Source organism: Nocardia sp. NPDC049220, assembly GCF_040647855.1.
Classification (GTDB): Bacteria; Actinomycetota; Actinomycetes; order Mycobacteriales; family Mycobacteriaceae; genus Nocardia.
The window spans coordinates 619,643-635,686 of record NZ_JBEZDA010000001.1; the positions used below are offsets into that span (position 1 = coordinate 619,643).

Consider the following 16,044-nt stretch of genomic DNA (forward strand, 5'->3'; position numbering starts at 1 on the left):
TCGGCCCGACTTTTTTCGCGCGACCCGTCGAATCGGAGGCGCGATCCGCCGGCAGCGGGCGACAGTGCTGAGGCGGCACTCTCGCGGTAGTGCGAGCGGCCTGGTCCTACCCGAGGACGGTCGCCACGATCCCCGCGAGATAACCGAGTCGGGCGACTTCGGAAGGCCGGAAGTCAGGTCCGCCGGGGCGGCCGAGCATCAGCACCTTGCCGGTATTGCCGAGCGGAGCGGCGGCCAGTTTGGTATCCATGGAGCGCCAGATCTCCGGGACCCAGTCGGCTTCGGGGTCGAGCACGGCAGGCTTCTCCAGCGGCATCCACGGCGCCGACGCCGCCTGTGTCTGTGGCGCACTCGGGCTTCCGACCACCCGGTACGCGCCGTGTGGGCCGACATCGATGACTGTGCTCCAACCGACCCGCAGTACGCGGGGCACGCCGTCGACGAGCACCTGCATCCGATCGTCGCGGGCGCCGGCCACCTGGTCGATGAGTTCGAGTTCGCGATGGGTGTCCAGTACGCCGGTATACGGGCGGATGGAGTCCACGTGCACGTCGCCTATCGATTCGGCGGCGGTGATGAGGGTGTCGGGCAGTGCGCCCGAGGGCACCTCGACGACCAAGTCGTCGACAGCGAAGCCGGCTCCGCGTTCCACCACATCCAGCGAGAGAATGTCCGCACCGACCGAGCCGAGTGCGACCGCGAGCGCGCCGAGGCTTCCCGGTCGATCCGGAAGTTGCACGCGGAGCAGATACGACACGTGCTTTCCTTTCCTTGGGCGGCCCTTCCCCGGGCGGCCGAGGTTCTGAATGGGTACCCGGGTTACGCAATACTTACACCCCTCGAGGCGGGTTATCGAGTCGGAGGCCGATCGGCGACGACCGCCACGCGGCAAATGCGCGCAGAGACGGCGTGTCGCGCTGGTTCGAGTGGGTGTCGTCGACCCTGACGCGGTGCGCGGGCGTCCACACGGACGTTTCGGTCGACTTGCCCGCGAAGCGCGGGTACCAGGCGGCGGCGGTGGGGCCGGTGGCTAGGCTGTGTGGGTTGTCGTGCGTACGCTGCGCGGGCTCGCGCCCTGCGTCGTCGGGCATGGCGACATCGTCCGGTACCGGCCGCCGCGCGCGGAACGGTGTGAACTGTTGAACTTGAAGCCGAAAGGGGTCCCGCGGTGCCCGCCATCTCCCGCGACGAGGTCGCACACCTCGCCCGGCTGTCCCGGCTCGCGCTGTCCGATGCCGAACTGGATCAGTTCGCCGGCCAGCTGGATTCGATCCTGAGCCACGTGCGGACCATCTCCGAGGTCGCCGCCGGCGACGTCCCGGCCACCGCCTCGCCGAATCCGGCGGTGAACGTGACCCGCCCCGATGCTGCCGTGCCCTGTCTCACCCCCGAGCAGGCGCTCTCCGGTGCGCCCGCGGTCGAAGAGCAGCGGTTCATGGTTCCGCAGATCCTGGGAGAGGGCGAATGAGCGCGGCATCGCAGAGCGATTCGATGGGCGGCGGTGGGGCATCGGGTGGGCTCGATCTGACCACGCTGTCGGCGGCCGACCTGGCCGACAAGATCCACCGCGGCGAGCTGTCCTCGGTGGAGGTCACCCAGGCGCACCTGGATCGGATCGCCGCGGTCGACGGTGAATACCACGCCTTCCTGCACGTCGCGGGGGAGCAGGCGTTGGCGGCCGCCGCCGCGGTGGATTCCGCGATCGCCTCCGGGGCGGAGCCCGCCTCATCGCTTGCCGGAGTTCCGTTGGCGCTCAAGGACGTGTTCACTACTACGGACATGCCGACCACCTGCGCGTCGAAGATCCTGGAGGGGTGGGTGTCCCCGTACGACGCGACGGTCACCACGCGACTGCGCGATGCGGGTATCCCGATCCTCGGCAAGACCAACATGGACGAATTCGCCATGGGCTCTTCCACTGAGAACTCGGCCTATGGTCCGACCCGCAACCCCTGGGACACCACCCGGATTCCCGGCGGCTCGGGCGGTGGCTCCGCGGCCGCGCTGGCCTCGAACCAGGCGCCGCTGGCGATCGGTACCGACACCGGAGGGTCGATTCGCCAACCCGCCGCCGTCACCGCGACCGTCGGCACCAAGCCGACCTACGGCACAGTGTCCCGCTTCGGCCTGGTCGCCTGCGCGTCGTCGCTGGACCAGGGCGGTCCGTGCGGTCGGACCGTGCTGGACACCGCGCTGTTGCACGAGGTGATCGCCGGATACGACCCGCGCGACTCCACCTCGCGTGACGTACCGGTGCCGCCCGTGGTCGCCGCGGCGCGCGCCGGTGCCGAGGGTGATCTGCGCGGCGTGAAGATCGGCGTGGTGAAGGAACTGCACTCCGACAGCTACCAGCCGGGCGTGCTCGCCTCCTTCGACGCCGCGGTCGCGGTGCTGAAGGACCTCGGCGCCGAGGTAATCGAAGTGTCGTGTCCACACTTCGAATACGCGCTGTCGTCGTATTACCTGGTCATGCCGTCGGAGGTGTCGTCCAACCTCGCACGGTTCGATGCCATGCGCTACGGCCTGCGCGTCGCCGACGACGGACAGCACAGCGCCGAGCAGGTCATGGCGGCGACCCGCGCGGCCGGGTTCGGTCCGGAAGTGAAGCGCCGCATCATGCTCGGGACCTACGCGCTCTCGGCTGGCTACTACGACGCCTACTACGGCCAGGCTCTCAAGGTCCGCACACTCATCGCGGGCGACTTCGACAGTGCGTACCAGCAGGTCGACGTACTCGTCTCGCCGACAAGCCCGTTCACCCCGTGGAAGCTCGGCGAAAAGGTCGACGACCCATTGGCCATGTACCTCTCCGACCTGTGCACCCTGCCCACCAACCTGGCCGGTCATCCGGCCATGTCGGTCCCGTCTGGTCTGAGCGCGGATGACGGCATGCCGGTTGGTCTGCAGATCATGGCACCCGCCCTCGCAGACGACCGTCTCTACCGGGTGGGCGCCGCCTACGAGGCCGCTCGGGGACCGATCGCCTGACCCGCCCTGCCGCCGCACCCAATGGTCCGCGCCGCGGCGCAGTCCGAGCATCCCTGGTCGGACTGCGCGAGGTGCTGACCGGGTGCGGGTTGCTCGCCTCGATTACCAGCGCACCGATGTTCCGGCCGGCGTCCTCGGTGTAGCGCATGGAGTGCGCCGGTAGGTCGAATGTGCGGGGTCGGGTACGGCGTGGTCGCCGATGCCTGGATTGCTATGCGGGCCAGGAGAATTCGGTGTCCCTCGCGTAGTCGTCGCGGCGTTGGGTCAATGCGATCGAGACCATGTGGTGTGCGCCTGGACCGATGATCTTGCGCAGCGGAGGGTGTGGCATGTTCACGAGAGCGATCACTGCCGCGGCGGCGACCTCGGGACGTGCCTCGATCCATTCGGGCTCGGTGTCGGCCGTTGTGTCCCCGGGGGATTTCGTGTCGGTTGCGGGCTCCTCGACGAAAGTCGGCGATTGTTGGTCGATCGAGGCGGAGTCGGTAGGGGCCTGGGCTGCGCTGGCGGGTGTCGCTGCTGTGCCAGCCGACTCGGCTGTCGGTTCGGTGGGCGCGACGGTCGACTCGGCGGAGGAGGGCGGCGGGTAGTTCGGCATCCCGAGGATGGTGGTGCGCAGGTCCTCGTAGGCCGTGATGCCAGTCGCGAAGCGCATGCTCGACTTGGCCCAGTCGGTGTCGAAGCCGCCCATCTGGGCGAGGGTGACGGCGATGCCGAAGGGACGTAATTCGTCGGCGAGCGAGGCGCTGAAACCTTCCAGGGCCCATTTGCTCGCGTTGTACATCCCGAAGAGCGGGAGGCTTCCGACGGCGCCGACCGTCGAGATCTGCACGATGTGGCCCGAACCCTGGGTGCGCAGGTGCGGTGTCGCGGCTTGGCAAACCCAGAGGGCGCCATAGAAATTCGTGTCCATCTGGTCGCGGATCTGGGTCTCGGTGAGTTCCTCGACGGCACCGACCAGTCCGTAGCCCGCGTTGTTCACGATAACGTCGATGGTGCCCATCCGCGCGAAAGCCTCGTCGACGCTGGCGATCACATTCGCGCGTTCGCGAACATCCAGCGACAGCACGGTCAGTCGATCGTGCGCGAGCTCTGTCATCGCCCCTGGGTTCCTGGTGGTGGCGACGACGCGGTCGCCCTCGGCGAGTGCGGCCAGCGTGAACGCTCGGCCGAGTCCACGGTTGGCGCCGGTGATGAACCAGGTTCTGGTCACGGGGGGTCCTTTCTATACGAGACGATACGTCTCGTTGTGACGATGCCAAGCGCAGGGTTCGCTGTCAAGACGAACCGTATCGTCTCGTCAGGTGCTATCGTCATCTCATGCCCGATGCTCCCACTGTCGCGCGGCGCAGCGAACGGGCTCGCGCAGCAATCCTCGCCGCCGCCGCCGAGCTGGTCCGTGAGTTGTCCTACCCGAAGCTGAGTATCGAGGCCATCGCGGGCCGAGCGGGCGTCGGCAAGCAGACGATCTATCGCTGGTGGCCCTCCAAGGGGGCGGTAGTGCTCGACGCGATGCTCGAATCGGATTCCGGCCCGGCGGGTCTCGCGCTGCCGAACACCGGCGACATCGCCGCCGACCTACGCGGGTTGCTGCGCGGCTCGGTCGCCGCCCTGACCGATCCCGGCTTCGAGTCCTTCCTCCGCGCCATGTATATCGAGATCCAGCAGGATCCCGAGTTGGCCGCCGCCTATCGTGAACGCCTACTGCTGCCGCAGCGCGTCGCTATCGCCGATCGGCTTGCCGCCGCCATCGACTCGGGTGAACTCCGTGCCGATCTGGATCTGGAGTTCGCCGTCGACCTGCTACTCGGCCCGATCCAGACTCGGTGGTCGCTCGGTCTCGGCGGACTCACCGACGCATATGCTGACAAGGCGCGCGATGCGGCACTGGCGTATCTGCGCGCGGCGGGACCTGCCCTGCCGTTATGAACGACCTCGGTGTCGACATTCGTCCATGATCGCGGCCGGGGTTCGGGCGACGGAAGCGCGCTGCCCGGGACCGCCTCGGTGGCGCGATCGGCAAGAGTGCCCCGGCCCGGATCAAGCGGCGTGCAGTGACTCGGCCTGTCTCTGGATCCCGTTGGTCATGCCCTCGAAGCCACGCCGCAGATTCTTGCCGAGTAGGGCGACGACAACGGGCTGCAACCAGCCCGCGAGCTCGAAATGCGACTCGTAGCGGCTGCGGTTGTCTGCCAACGGCGTGACGGTGTGTGAGCGGAGGCTGTGCAGCGCGCCGAGTGCAACCGGCTTCATCGAATAGGTGAGTTCGCGCCCCGGTGTGTGGGATCGGATCCATTCACGTTGCTTGCGCGGGGTTTCGGAGAGGTGGACAAGCATATCGATCGGCTCGCCGGGGATCAGCGAACTGTGGCATTCCGAGACGAAAGGGTTCCACTGCTCGTAGCGCGGAAAGTCGGTGATCACCTGCCACACCAGTTCGGTGGGGGCGTCGATGTCGCGGACGAGATCGATGACGAAGGCCATGGTGAAATTAGAACATGTTCCACCGGGAAGCGGCTCGCGTGGGGTCGGCGCGTTCCTCGGGCCGTGGTGTCCGGCGCGGGTCGGACCATGATCTGTGCAGCGTCGCTCGCGCGGAGCCGGATGGGTCAGCACGTGCCCATGGCGGTGCCCTGATCGGTGCCGTAGCGGTGCCCATGACCCGGAGGAGCATTCAGCGCGGCGAGGAGGTCCGCGGTGGTCTGCAGAAAGCTCAACACCGGAAGCCATTGGGGGACAGGTGCGTCCACCCGGGCGTCGGTCAGGTCGGGTGCGCGCCACAGCTGCGCGGGTGACCAGTGGATCACCGGGTCCGAACTGTTGGCCAGCACGGTCGCGCCGCCGCGGTGCGCGTCGTTCGCCGGCGGCCCGGCCCACAGGACCGCGCAGGTTCGGTTGTTCTGCTCCGCGTCGTTGGCGAAGACGGCGGTACCGCCCAGCGCGCCGAGGCTTTGGCCATACAGGTACAGTTTCGGCTTGTGCGACAGGCTGCGCAGGTGGTTCTCCACGGCGGTGAACAGCGTCCGCGCGGCCGTTATCGCGTCATCGCGACCGAAGACGAACGTCGCCCAGCTGGGTAGATACGAGTACTGCAGCCCGACCAGCGCGACGTCACCCTGAAAGCGCTGATCGAGACCCGTGACGGCGTTCGCGTCGATCCACCCCGATCCGGTGGGCACCGCGACGACCAGGTTCGAGCGTTCGAATCCACCGGAACGGGCCAGTTCCCGGATCGCCAGCGCGACACGGCTGTTCAAGTCCGGTGCCGACGCCATCCCGACGTAGACCCGCGCCGCTCGGGTGGGCCTGCCGCTGACGAACTTGCGACCCTCCGCACCCAGTGACGACCAGCTGACCGTCGACTGGCTGCTGCCCGACGTGGTGTATGAAACCGGTCGCAGCAAGTGGGGATCCACCTCGGCGTTGGCGTCCGCGTACGCGGACTCTCGCCAGGTGACCACCGCGGGCGCGCCGACGAGCGACAGCAGCGCCGCCGTCACAACGGTCAGTGACACTCCACGCACCCGGCCCAGTTTCCGCAACGCCCAGCCGATCGAGCGAGTGGTGCCTGCGCACAGTCCGACGATCAGGGCCGCGCCGAGCGCGCACCGCATCCAATAGTCGGCTCCGATCTGGGGAGTTCCCATCGCCGCGCGTAGTCGGTTCTGCCAGTGTCCCGCGTTCGCCGCAGCGGCGATCACCAGCACCGACATCGTGACCATCAGGGGCAGTCGGACCGACGAATGCCGCTGATTGATGTCGAAACCGCGACGCCGCAGCACGAATCGAACGATTCCCGCCATGCCGAGCGCGCCTACGGTGAGCAGTCCGGTCAGCACGGCTTGAGCGCTCGGCGTCCGGGGGAGCAGACCGGGCGTCAACGAGGCCAAGGTGCCGATCCCGAGTCCGAGCGTCGTGCCGATCCGTGCCGGCAGGGCCTGATTGATGACGCGCCGCAGTGCGACTCCCACTCCGCGCCGCACGGACGAACGAGGCTGGTTCGCCGCGCCGGTGCCTCCCACCGGATCCGAGGGGCGGAATGCGGGCGTGTCGGTCGCCGCGCAACCATGGGCGGTATCGGCCTGGGCATCGACGCGCGTGAAACTCCTACGCCGATTCCGCGTCCCCACATAAGGTGCGGCCTCCGCGCATGCTGCGGTTCGTACCTGCCTTTTTCGCCTCGTGCTGCGTGCGGGATCGGAGGATCCGGCCGCAACCGCCTCGGTCATCGCGGGACCACCTGCGCTCCAGCGGTATTCGATACCACTTCGGCGGCCGTGCGGTCATGCCGACGGATCCGCCCAGCGAGCACCGCGCCGAACCCCACCACACCGGCGCCGAGCACCCCCAACGACTGCCAGCGCACCGCCGAATCGGAATCCGTTGCCGTGAGCAGAGGTTCGACCACCGGCACACCGTAGTCCTGACGGCGCGAGTTCAGATCGACGGCGGTGGTCGCGATCGTCGCCATGGTGTCGCAACGGGCACGGGAGAGCGATTCGACGCGACTGGCGCAGGCCTCGTGCATATGCCGGTCCAGTGTCGCGTCGAGCGCTTGACGCGCCCACGGTCCGAGTGGCTCGCCGTGACGATCGGCGTAGCGCAACAAGTCGTAGCCCAGGTCGTGAGCTTTGCACGCGGTGTCGAACTCGACGGGCAATGCCACCGGCGAGGAACAGTCACCCCGGGGATTGACGACGAGACCGTTCTCGGTGCTCGGTCGGTAACCGAACGAGGCGGTGAAGTCCGACGGAATGGCGGCCAGCGAATCGGCGCCGTCCGCGGTCAGCTCGGCGACGGCGGCGACGGCCGGCTCGCTCTCGGCCGGCGCGGCCGCCGCTGCGGCCCGCGGCGCGGGGGCTAGGAACACAGTGGCCGCCATAGCGGTCAGTGCGCTGGCGGTCAATGCCGCATAGCGTCGCGTGTGTGCGGCGGAAGAAGTGGTGGCGGAACGGTTTCGGGCGCCTGCGGCCGATGCGGACCGGGTCGAGGGTCCTGCGCTGGTCGGTGTGCTCATGGCGTCGACGTTAGGCACCCGCTCGCGAAATCGCTTCATGCCCTGGCACTGTTTCGTGCGCCGTGCCGCCGGGGGAGGCGCCGCGCTGACCGGTACCGGGGTATGGGGTCCGAAATCCCCCGAGGGTATGAGGCCACGGTGAGCTGGGATTTCCTAGAGTGAACGACATGAAGCAGAAGAGTCGGTTGCGCCGGCTGGATGCGCGGACGTGGTTCGACTTCGGCCTGGTCGTGGTCGCTCTGATCTGCTACACGGTGGCCTGGCCGACATTGCACCTGACCCATACGGTCCCCGCCGCCGCGCAGCCGTTCGTCGCGGCGCTGGCCGCGTTCCCGCTGCTGCTCGTGCGGATGAATCCGGCGCTGGGCTGGGCCATCTCGGCTGGGGCGGCGCTGGTGATCGCGCTCGCGATTCCGAATCAGCCGAACAACGAGTTGCCGTTCCAGGTGGTGCACATCCTGAGCGTGCTCGTGCTGTTGTTCGCGGTCGCGGTGCGCGCGCCGGGCCGGATCGTCGCGGTCGCGTGGGCCGCGACCGCGTTGCTGTTCGCGACCACCATGCCGGGAGAGGGCGAGGCATTCGCGAGTGCCGTGTGGGGCTGGCCGATCGCGTTGGCGGCCCTGGTGCTGTTCGGCCTGCTGATTCGATGGCTGCTGCTCTCGCGGCAGCAGTTGGTGCGCCAAGAAGAGGAGAACGAACTCGAGCGAGCCCGCCGGGCCATTCTGGAGGAGAAGGCTCGCATAGCCCGCGATCTGCACGACGTGGTGGCCCACCATATGTCCCTGGTGGTGGTACAGGCACAGACCGCGCCCTATCGGGTGGACGGCGTGACACCGGCCGCGCGCGCCGAGTTCGAGTCGATCGGCGCCACGGCGCGCGAGGCGCTCAACGAGATCCGCGGCATGCTCGGTGTCCTGCGCAGCGATGGGCAACTGCCCGAACACGCCCCGCAACCGAAGGCCGCCGATGTGCTCGGCCTGTTCGAGGGTGCTCAGCGCGCGGGCGTTCGCCTCACATGGACGGTCGACGGCCCGTTGGACACCATCCCGGAGACCACCGGTCTCGCGCTGTATCGCATCGCTCAGGAGTCGTTGTCCAATGCCTCCAGGCATGCCCCGGACGCCCCGGTTCAGGTGCACATCGAACACGGCGCGCAACTGCTGGTCACCGTTACCAACGGCGCGGGTACCGCGCTCGCGCGCCCGATCGGCAGCGGCGGACACGGAATCGCGGGAATGCAGGCGCGAGCCTCGGCGGTCGGCGGAAACGTGGCCGCTGGTCCCCGCGACGACGGCGGCTTCGAGGTCCGTGCGCGTCTCCCACTCGACGTGCCGGGCGGCCCCGCCGCCGGCGCGGTGGTCACAGCCGCGCCGGTTTCCGCCGAAACGGATCGGTGAGTTCGCCGCGCGGTCTGCTCGCGAGCGCGTTATCGACGGCGCCGCCGCACTCGGCGGGCGCTTAGGGTGGGCGGGTGGCAATTACCGTGTTGATCGCCGATGACCAGGCGATGGTTCGGCAGGGGTTCGGAGCTCTGCTCGCAGCGCAACCTGACATCAGTGTGGTGGGCGACGCGGCGGACGGGAAAGTCGCGGTGGCCGAGGCCGCGCGGCTGCGCCCGGACGTGGTGTTGATGGATGTCCGGATGCCGGAGATGAACGGGCTCGACGCGGCCCGCGCCATTCTGGCCGCCGGTTTCGATCCGCCGGTGCGCGTGCTGATGCTCACCACCTTCGACATCGACGACTACGTCTACGAGGCGCTCGGACTCGGTGCCAGCGGATTCCTGCTCAAGGACGCGCCGGCCGAGGAACTGGTGCGTGCGGTGCGCGTGGTCGCCGACGGCCAGGCGCTGCTCGCGCCGACGGTCACCCGGCGGCTCATCGCCGACGTCACGCGCCGTCGCAGCGGCGCCCGCGTGAAGCCGACACTCGCATTGACCTCGCTGACCCCGCGCGAGCGCGAGGTGCTCGAGCTGATCGCCGAGGGCATGTCGAACACCGAGATCGCCCAGGCCCTCTTCGTAGCCGAGCAGACCGTGAAAACTCATGTGTCCAAGGTGTTCTCGAAACTCAGCCTGCGTGACCGCGCGCAGGCGGTGGTGCTTGCCTACGAATCCGGCCTGGTCACGCCGGGCTGAGCGGGGCTCAGTCGGGCGGGCAGGAACCGCCGTGCAGTTCGGCGAGATTGTGGCCGATCAAACTCGCCAGGCGGCTCAGGATCTCGGTGGCGTCGTCGAAGGATCCCGAATCGGCTTGTGCCGCAAGGGCGACAGCGATCGTGCCGGAGGCAACCGGTACCAGGCCCAACTGACGGACGGTGTAGATGCCGGTCTCGTCGTCCGGCCCCCAGCCGCCTTTGAACGCCGAGCCCGCCAAAACCCCGAGGCCCCATGCCTGCTCGGGAGTGATCTCCGACATCAACTTGGTCACCGTGCCGGTCTCGGGCAGGCACGGTAGCCGGGACGCGAATCGGGCCTGGTTGGCCAGCGACCATTCGGTGCCGCCGAAGGAGATGTAGTCCAGCGTGGTCCTCGGTCCGGCGACGCCCGTCGTGGCGTCGCCTGCCTCATCGATGACGTCCTGTACTGCCTTGGCGGCCTGCAGACCGTCGCCCAGCGACTGCCACAGCGCCTCGGCGGCGCCGTTGTCCGACACCGTGATCGCCGCCGTGGCCTCGTCGACGATGACCTCCTCCGGGTCGTGCCGCAGCGCCGCGATCGCGAGCGGGACCTTGATGGTCGACCACGCGATACCGCTGACCCAGTCGCCGAAGATGGTCATTCGGCTGCCCCCGACGGGCATGATCGCCATGCCGACCTGTCCGGCCAGCTGTGGCTGCAACTGGGTGAAATCGGCGGCCAGCGCGTCGGGCATGGACACCGAGAGGCCGGGCCGCCACGTGCCCGCGGTCTTGACGAGCACGGCGGGAGGCTCCGCGGCGGTCCGGTCGCCGGGAAGTAGGGCACACGAGGAAATGATGAGCAACACCACCATCGGGACGGCGCGCAGCGCTGGACGCCATGCCGAAACGATTCCCGTCGACCTCACCACCGAGTCCTCCCCACCACCAGTAACGCGGACTCGCTGTACATCGGCGGTGCAATCAGCTCATAGTGCCCGTCCGGCCGGTGACCGGGCGAGAGCCATCATCGCCGCATCTGGGGACGGTGTCGCGATGGTGTCTCGTAGATAGTTTCGCGGATTGTCCCGAAGAATTCGAAACTCCGTGGCCACGGCGCTACCCGGTAGGCTCCAGTATCTGTATGGAGCGCCAGGACGTTCACATCCGGCTGGCGCGGTCACTCGAAGGGGGCGTGTTGCTCGACAGCGGTGCGGTATTCGCTGGATTCACCATCGACCGACTCCTCGGACGGGGCGGTATGGGTTCGGTGTACTTGGCACAGCACCCGAGGCTGCCGCGGCAGACGGCGCTCAAGCTGCTCAACCGGGAACTGTTCACCGACACCGAGGTCAGAGCGCGATTCGAGCGAGAGGCGGACCTGGCCGCGCAGCTCGATCATCCGAATATCGTCGCGGTGTACGACCGGGGCACCGAGGACGAGCAACTGTGGATCTCCCTGCAATACGTCGACGGCGTCGACGCGTCGACGGTGAACCCGCTGAGTCTGCCCCCGGAGCGGGCCGTGCAGATCATCGAAGGTATCGCGGCGGCGCTGGATTACGCACACGGGATGGGCGTGCTACACCGGGACGTGAAGCCCGCGAACATCATGCTGGCGCGCACGACGACCGGGCACGTCGAACGGGTCTTCCTGACCGACTTCGGCATCGCCCGGTTGCGCGAGGATTCCACGCATCTGACCCAGACCGGCATGTTCACCGCGACGCTTGCCTACGCCTCGCCGGAACAGATGACCGGCGCGCATCTGGACCACCGCTCCGATCAGTACTCACTGGCGTGTGCGCTGTACTGGCTGCTGACCGGCCTCGCCCCGTTCGAGGCGCCGGCGCCGGCAGATATCATCCGCGGCCATTTGCAGTCCCCGCCGCCTGTGGTCGCCGCCAAGCGCCCGGGCCTGTCGCCGGCGCTGGACACGGTGATCGCCACGGCGATGGCGAAGCGTCCGGACGACCGGTATCTGTCGTGCGTCGAATTCGCCACGGCCGCACGGCAGGCGCTGACCGCGGCCACCCATGCCGGGCCCGTGCCGCCCTCGCTGTCGCAGCCCGCGCCCACTGTGCTCGCGCCGCCGCCCGCGAATCCGGTTTACCACGGGCCGGTGCTGGGTCCGCCGACCTATCCGGCCACGGTTGCCGGCCCCAGCTATTCCCCGATGCCGCAGTACACGGCGGACGCTGGTGGCGCTCACCAGTTCGCGGCGTTCGGAAACCCATCTGTTTCGAATTATGCCGCGGCGCAATCTATTCCGCTGACCAGGCCGCCGGAGGTCGGTTATCCGCCCCATCGGCCGCTGTCCTACCGGCCCGAAAGTCGCTCGAACACCGGCCTGATCGTGGTACTTGTCCTGATTGTCGTGAGCCTGATCGTCGGCGCCGGAATCGTCGCCGCGAAACTCGGGTCGTCGAGGTCCCCGTCGTCACCGCTCGGCACCGAGACGCCTACTGGACCGGCCGACCCCGGCACGCTCGCCAAGGCATTCCCGCGCCTGCTGCCGCAGGGTGTCGATACGAAATACGGTGTCGGCTCCGGCGCGGGGTATCGCGGGAAGACCTGCTTCCTCGACACCGCCCATCCGGGTGACAAGGTGTCCAGCGACTCAGCCACGCCCGACTTCCCGAACTGGGCGACGGCCTGGAACTGTTGGGGCACACCGATCAATGAGCCCGACTACGTTGTCATCGCGTTCGGCTCGGCGCAGAATGCCCAGGCGGCGGTGCGTAATCTGCCGTCGAATACCGCGGCATCCGAGCGAAACAACGGAAAGTCGTACTCGACCTACCGATGGCAGCAGACATCCACCGGGTTCCCGGACGGCTTCCTCGTTGTCGATTTCCGGGACGATCCGGTCCGGTCGAGCTACCTGCTGTACGCCAAGGTGTCGCTCACCGATCGCGCGCCGAGTTCCGGCTTCGGTCTGACCGCCGCGAAATTCAAGGCGTGGTTCGTCGACTTGCCGCTGTAAGCGCGCGGCGGGAGTCGCTTGCGTGACAGCGGCGTTTCCATGTTGATTCTCGTTGAGCGCCATCTGGCCGGTGGAGGCTGACGAATCAATACGACGCGGAGAGTGGTATGCGCTCATGAACACGGCAATGGCGCCTCCGGGAGCCACGTCGAACGTGTGGTGACCTGGCGGCCCTCTCGGCTGCCGGTGCCCGGTCGACCTACGGAGCCCGATGGCCGTCCGCTCCGGACTCCCAGCCGGTACCCGCCAAGGGCCCAGGACCGCGAGTGAACGTCGCGAATGGCGTCGAGCGGCTCGGCGTCCTGCCGCATTGCCTTGTCGCCTTCCGCGGTTTCCTGGTCATCGTGCCCGTCCGGTCGATCGGCGAAGGCATCGACGGAATCAGGTTCGAAGCACCCGACGGATTGCTGCCCGAAGGAGGTCGCCGGGCCGGCCTCGTGGCAGACCGGTACAACGCGCAGTGTCTGGGTCCGGCGGTCCGATTCTGCACCGGTTGGCTGGAGGTTTCCGCACACGGCGCCAACTACGCACCACATACCTTCCGCGGTCTGTCCGCTCCCGCTGTGCAGACCGTCCGAACGCCCGGAGACGGTCGGCTCGCCGAACGCGGGCTTCGACGGGCACGCCGCGACGGCACGCTGGCCACGTTGAACGATCGTGCCGCCCGACTCGTCGAGACGACGTCCTGAGCGCGACAGGGTCGCGCCGGACATTCCCAACGAGAGGGATGCCGAGGGGCGGACGGTGACCGTGGAATACCCGGTCGGACCGACATTCGGCACGCCCGACCTGCGCGATCGCGCGGCGGTCGCCGTCGTTGCGTTTGACCACGAGGTGTAGCACCCGGAGAATCCACTCTTTGACGGGCAGGCTCCGACCGCGAACCGCGTGATTCTGTGCAGTCACCGCCCGGGATGTGGAGGATGGACGGGTGCAGGAACCTGGGCCGAGAACCGGGACGCGGTTCGGGCCGTACGAACTGCGGTCGTTGCTGGGCAAAGGGGGAATGGGCGAAGTCTACGAGGCCTACGACACGCTGAGGGACCGCGTGGTCGCGGTGAAGTTGCTGTCCGAAGAGCTCGCCAGAGACCCGGTGTACCAGGTGCGTTTCCGGCGCGAATCGCAGGCGGCCGCCCGGCTGACCGAGCCACACGTCATACCGATTCATGACTGGGGCGTCATCGATGGTGTGCTGTTCATCGACATGCGGCTCGTGCCGGGCGTCGATCTGCGCACCATCCTGCGTGGCCAGGGTCCGCTCAGCCCCGCCCGCGCTGTCGGCATCATCGAACAGATCGCCTCAGCGCTGGAGGCCGCACACACGGGCAACCTGGTGCACCGCGACGTGAAGCCGGCGAACATCCTGGTCACGGACGCGGATTTTGCCTACCTCGCCGATTTCGGTATCGCGCACACCGAGGGCGACAGCGCGGTGACCCTGGTCGGCATGGCCGTTGGCTCCTACATCTACATGGCTCCGGAACGTTTCGACACCGCGCCGGTCACCGGGCGCGCGGATATCTACTCCTTGGCCTGTGTGCTGCACGAATGCCTGACCGGAGCGACGCCTTTCCCGGCGGCCAGTATGAACGTGCTGATCAAGTCGCATCTTTCCGATCCGCCGCCAAGGCCGAGCGCGCAGGCCGGCGGCGTTCCGGCCGCGTTGGACGCGGTGATCAGTCGCGGTATGGCCAAGGATCCGGCCGACCGCTTCGCGACCGCGACCGCGCTGGCCAGGGCGGCCCGCGCGGCCTTGACCCCGGTAGCGTCCGCCGGGCCGACATTGGTGGTGCGCGCGCCCAACCCGGCGCAGCGTTCCGCGAGTCCGATCGTGCGTGGTTCGGCTGTTCCGCCGGAGTCGACCGGGGAGCTGTCGATCGGGGCGGTGATCCGTCCGAGTGCGCCAACGGTGGTCCGACCCACGGAGACGCAGTTCACGCCATTGCCGTCGGCGGACGCGCCGCCGTACACGCCACCCACGGCGTACACGCCCGAGGTGGGGCTGCCACCGATACGACCCTTCCCCGACGCGCACCTGTATCCCGAGACCCAGGCGTATATGGAGTCGGCGGGATACGAGCAAGCATCGGGGTATTCGGCGCCACCGACAGAGGTGTATCCGACGGTCACGCCGCAGGGGTATTCGCAGACGCCGCCCCAGGCTTATTCGGAGACGCCGAGCTTTGCCGCATTCAGCGCGCCCGATCCGCACCGCCAAGCCGACACCTCGTCCGCGGAGGGTTATTCGCCACCGACCGAGTACCTGCCGCCAGTACCCGCTGCCATGCACGGCGGTCGCGCGACGCGCACCGATTATCCGCCGGAGAGCGCTTATCCGGCGCGTACCGACTATCCGTATCCGCAACGCGACGATATGGATTACGACTACGACGACCACGATGAGGGCCCGTACGCCGCGCCAGGGGGGCGCTCCATCGTGCTGCCCATGATGATCGGGGTGCTGACCGTCGTCGTGCTCGCCGTCGGCGGCGCGATCGGCTGGCAGGTGCTCGGCTCCGGCCGCTCGGAAACCTCCTCCGCCGACCTGCAGTCCGAGGCGCCCGCTGTGCCGCCGGCGGGCCCGAGCGGCCGGACGCCGAACACCTCGTCGGCCCCCGCCGCGGCGACCAGCTCGCCCAAGCAGACATCGGTCACGCTGCCGACCGGCGCGACGCCGTGCGGACAGGGGCAATCGGTTTCTGGTGCGTTGACGAAATCGGCGGTCGGCACAGCTGTGACCAGCTGCGCGTTCGCCGAAGAGGTACGCAGGGCGTATGTGCAACTCGGTACGGCGCAGAACGCCGCCCGTGACGGGACGCGCGCGGTGCTGGCGACCAGTCCGGTCACCGGCCAGACATACACGATGAATTGCCAGCTCTCCGGCCAGCTCGTCACGTGCAGCGGTGGCGAGAACGCGGTGGTGTATGTCTACTGA

At 68.2% G+C, this 16,044-nt stretch carries 15 protein-coding genes; 8 read left to right on the forward strand and 7 right to left on the reverse strand.

Going from position 1 to position 16,044, the window contains the following annotated elements; all coding sequences use genetic code 11:
- Window positions 1-106: 106 nt before the first annotated feature.
- Together AB0C34_RS02615 and AB0C34_RS02620 are read right to left on the reverse strand one after the other, a co-directional pair.
- A complete protein-coding gene (locus tag AB0C34_RS02615) occupies window positions 107-757 on the reverse strand; it encodes an amino acid-binding protein (protein ID WP_357066732.1) in 651 nt (216 codons plus the stop codon).
- Window positions 758-830: 73 nt separating this feature from the next.
- Complete coding sequence (locus AB0C34_RS02620) at window positions 831-1,091, reverse strand: hypothetical protein (RefSeq protein WP_357066734.1); 261 nt, start codon at window positions 1,089-1,091, stop codon at window positions 831-833.
- Window positions 1,092-1,168: 77 nt separating this feature from the next.
- Here AB0C34_RS02620 and gatC point away from each other — a divergent pair, with 77 nt between their 5' ends.
- Both gatC and gatA read left to right on the forward strand, forming a co-directional pair.
- On the forward strand, window positions 1,169-1,468 hold the full coding sequence (gene gatC, locus AB0C34_RS02625; protein WP_357066736.1) for an Asp-tRNA(Asn)/Glu-tRNA(Gln) amidotransferase subunit GatC: 300 nt from the start codon (window positions 1,169-1,171) through the stop codon (window positions 1,466-1,468).
- Window positions 1,465-2,988 (forward strand): Asp-tRNA(Asn)/Glu-tRNA(Gln) amidotransferase subunit GatA, encoded by a 1,524-nt coding sequence (gene gatA / locus AB0C34_RS02630; RefSeq protein WP_357066738.1) that lies wholly within the window; start codon window positions 1,465-1,467, stop codon window positions 2,986-2,988. The genes gatC and gatA overlap by 4 nt, the downstream gene beginning before the upstream one ends.
- A gap of 211 nt (window positions 2,989-3,199) precedes the next feature.
- On the opposite strand, the gene AB0C34_RS02635 is transcribed toward gatA, so the two are convergent.
- A complete protein-coding gene (locus tag AB0C34_RS02635) occupies window positions 3,200-4,201 on the reverse strand; it encodes an SDR family NAD(P)-dependent oxidoreductase (RefSeq protein WP_357066740.1) in 1,002 nt (333 codons plus the stop codon).
- Between the two features lie 107 nt (window positions 4,202-4,308).
- On the opposite strand from AB0C34_RS02635, the gene AB0C34_RS02640 reads away from it, so the two are divergent.
- The gene (locus tag AB0C34_RS02640) at window positions 4,309-4,917 is read left to right on the forward strand and encodes a TetR/AcrR family transcriptional regulator C-terminal ligand-binding domain-containing protein (RefSeq protein WP_357066742.1); all 609 of its coding nucleotides are present in this window, start codon (window positions 4,309-4,311) and stop codon (window positions 4,915-4,917) included.
- A gap of 111 nt (window positions 4,918-5,028) precedes the next feature.
- Here the strand turns inward: AB0C34_RS02640 and AB0C34_RS02645 are convergent, their stop codons facing one another.
- The 3 genes from AB0C34_RS02645 to AB0C34_RS02655 form a co-directional block, all read right to left on the reverse strand.
- Window positions 5,029-5,472, reverse strand: a complete 444-nt coding sequence (locus AB0C34_RS02645) for an SRPBCC domain-containing protein (RefSeq protein WP_357066744.1) — start codon at window positions 5,470-5,472, stop codon at window positions 5,029-5,031.
- Window positions 5,473-5,597: 125 nt separating this feature from the next.
- Window positions 5,598-6,971 (reverse strand): alpha/beta-hydrolase family protein, encoded by a 1,374-nt coding sequence (locus tag AB0C34_RS02650; protein ID WP_357066746.1) that lies wholly within the window; start codon window positions 6,969-6,971, stop codon window positions 5,598-5,600.
- Window positions 6,972-7,213: 242 nt separating this feature from the next.
- A complete protein-coding gene (locus tag AB0C34_RS02655; protein ID WP_357066747.1) occupies window positions 7,214-8,005 on the reverse strand; it encodes a hypothetical protein in 792 nt (263 codons plus the stop codon).
- Window positions 8,006-8,172: 167 nt separating this feature from the next.
- Between AB0C34_RS02655 and AB0C34_RS02660 the strand changes: the two genes are divergently transcribed.
- Together AB0C34_RS02660 and AB0C34_RS02665 are read left to right on the forward strand one after the other, a co-directional pair.
- Window positions 8,173-9,402, forward strand: a complete 1,230-nt coding sequence (locus AB0C34_RS02660) for a histidine kinase (RefSeq protein WP_357066749.1) — start codon at window positions 8,173-8,175, stop codon at window positions 9,400-9,402.
- Window positions 9,403-9,476: 74 nt separating this feature from the next.
- The gene (locus AB0C34_RS02665; protein WP_357066751.1) at window positions 9,477-10,142 is read left to right on the forward strand and encodes a response regulator transcription factor; all 666 of its coding nucleotides are present in this window, start codon (window positions 9,477-9,479) and stop codon (window positions 10,140-10,142) included.
- 7 nt (window positions 10,143-10,149) lie between these two features.
- On the opposite strand, the gene AB0C34_RS02670 is transcribed toward AB0C34_RS02665, so the two are convergent.
- A complete protein-coding gene (locus AB0C34_RS02670; RefSeq protein WP_357066753.1) occupies window positions 10,150-11,055 on the reverse strand; it encodes a hypothetical protein in 906 nt (301 codons plus the stop codon).
- Between the two features lie 212 nt (window positions 11,056-11,267).
- On the opposite strand from AB0C34_RS02670, the gene AB0C34_RS02675 reads away from it, so the two are divergent.
- From AB0C34_RS02675 to AB0C34_RS02685, 3 genes are all read left to right on the forward strand, one after another.
- Window positions 11,268-13,109 (forward strand): protein kinase, encoded by a 1,842-nt coding sequence (locus AB0C34_RS02675; RefSeq protein ID WP_357066755.1) that lies wholly within the window; start codon window positions 11,268-11,270, stop codon window positions 13,107-13,109.
- Window positions 13,110-13,375: 266 nt separating this feature from the next.
- Window positions 13,376-13,798 carry a hypothetical protein gene (locus tag AB0C34_RS02680; RefSeq protein ID WP_357066757.1) on the forward strand — a complete coding sequence of 141 codons (423 nt, stop codon included), beginning with the start codon at window positions 13,376-13,378 and terminating at the stop codon, window positions 13,796-13,798.
- Window positions 13,799-14,040: 242 nt separating this feature from the next.
- The gene (locus tag AB0C34_RS02685; protein ID WP_357066759.1) at window positions 14,041-16,044 is read left to right on the forward strand and encodes a protein kinase; all 2,004 of its coding nucleotides are present in this window, start codon (window positions 14,041-14,043) and stop codon (window positions 16,042-16,044) included.